General features: G+C 66.4%; 1 protein-coding gene. It reads left to right on the forward strand.

The window, feature by feature from the left end; all coding sequences use genetic code 11:
• Positions 1-122 precede the first annotated feature (122 nt).
• Positions 123-1358: an IS256 family transposase gene (locus tag LL239_RS17470; RefSeq protein ID WP_046746337.1), complete on the forward strand. Its 1236-nt coding sequence runs from the start codon at positions 123-125 to the stop codon at positions 1356-1358.
• Positions 1359-1418 lie beyond the last annotated feature (60 nt).

Here is a 1418-nt window from a genome sequence, read left to right on the forward strand (position 1 = left end):
CCTGGAGTCCCGCGGGGTGGTGGTCTTTCGGGCCCGCGGCGTCGTGACCGCGACGGGGTGAGCCATCGTGCGATGGTCAGTGAGAACGACCAAGAACTCACACAGAAAGACGACACCGCACGATGGCTCTTGACCAGTCTGCCCTCCTCGAGCTGCTCGGGGAACTGAAGCTCACCGGCACCACCGACCGCATCCGAGCCGCGACCGAGCGGCTCTACCAGGAGCTGATCGACGCGGAGACAGCCGCATTCATCGGCGCCGCCCCCTACGAGCGCACGAGCGAGCGCACGACTACCCGCAACGGTTCCCGGCCGCGGGTGCTGTCGACCACGGCTGGGGATCTGGAGTTGCGGATCCCGAAGTTGCGGCAGGGGTCGTTCTTCCCGTCGCTGCTGGAGCGGCGCCGCCGGGTCGACCAAGCCTTGTTCGCGGTCGTGATGGAGGCCTACCTCCACGGCGTCTCAACCCGGAAGGTCGATGACCTCGTCAAAGCGCTCGGCGCTGACACTGGCATCTCGAAGTCCGAGGTGTCCCGCATCTGCCAAGGGCTCGACGCCGAGGTCGCATCGTTCCGCGACCGCTCGCTGTCTGACATCGCCTACCCCTACGTGTTCCTCGACGCGACCTACTGCAAGGTCCGCATCGACCACCGTGTCGTGTCCCAGGCGGTCGTCGTCGCGATCGGCGTCGCCGCTGACGGGCGGCGGGTCGTGCTGGGCTTCGATGTCGGAGACAGCGAGACCGAGGAGTTCTGGAAGCAGTTCCTGCGCTCGTTGAAGACACGAGGTCTGGGCGGGGTGAAGCTGGTGATCTCCGACGCCCACGCCGGACTGAAGAAGGCCGCAGCGACCGTGTTGCAGGGCGCCGCCTGGCAGCGCTGCCGCGTCCACTTCATGCGCAACGTCCTGACCGCCCTCCCGAAGGGCCGGCAGGAGATGGTCGCCAGCGTGATCCGCACGATCTTCGCCCAACCCGACGCCGAGCACATCGATGCCCAGTTCGACGAAGTCGTGCGCATGATCGAGCGCGTCCACCCCAAGACCGCCGTGATGCTCACCGACGCCCGTGACGACATCCTCGCGTTCAAAGCGTTCCCCGCCCGGCATTGGCGACAGATCTGGTCCACGAACCCGCTGGAACGCCTCAATCGGGAGATCAAGCGCCGCACCGACGTCGTTGGCGTGTTCCCGAACAACGCCGCCCTGCTCCGCCTGGCCGGCTCCGTCCTCGTCGAGCAACACGACGAATGGGAAGCCGCCGACCGCCGCTACTTCTCCGAAGCCTCCATGACCGAGCTCACCGCGACCACCCCCACCATCGACGAGGCGGTGATACTCCCCGAGATCACCGCCGCCTAAACTAACGACAGCTGATCATCGCAACGAAGCGAAAGACCACCACTCAAACGGACGCGGCCC

Origin of the sequence: Microbacterium testaceum, assembly GCF_020781835.1 — a bacterium.
Lineage (GTDB): Bacteria > Actinomycetota > Actinomycetes > Actinomycetales > Microbacteriaceae > Microbacterium > Microbacterium testaceum_H.

What these genes read in the sequence shown, in the direction of transcription:
- LL239_RS17470 (WP_046746337.1), top strand. Translation starts at nt 123, where the DNA reads ATGGCTCTTGACCAGTCTGCCCTCCTCGAGCTGCTCGGGGAACTGAAG.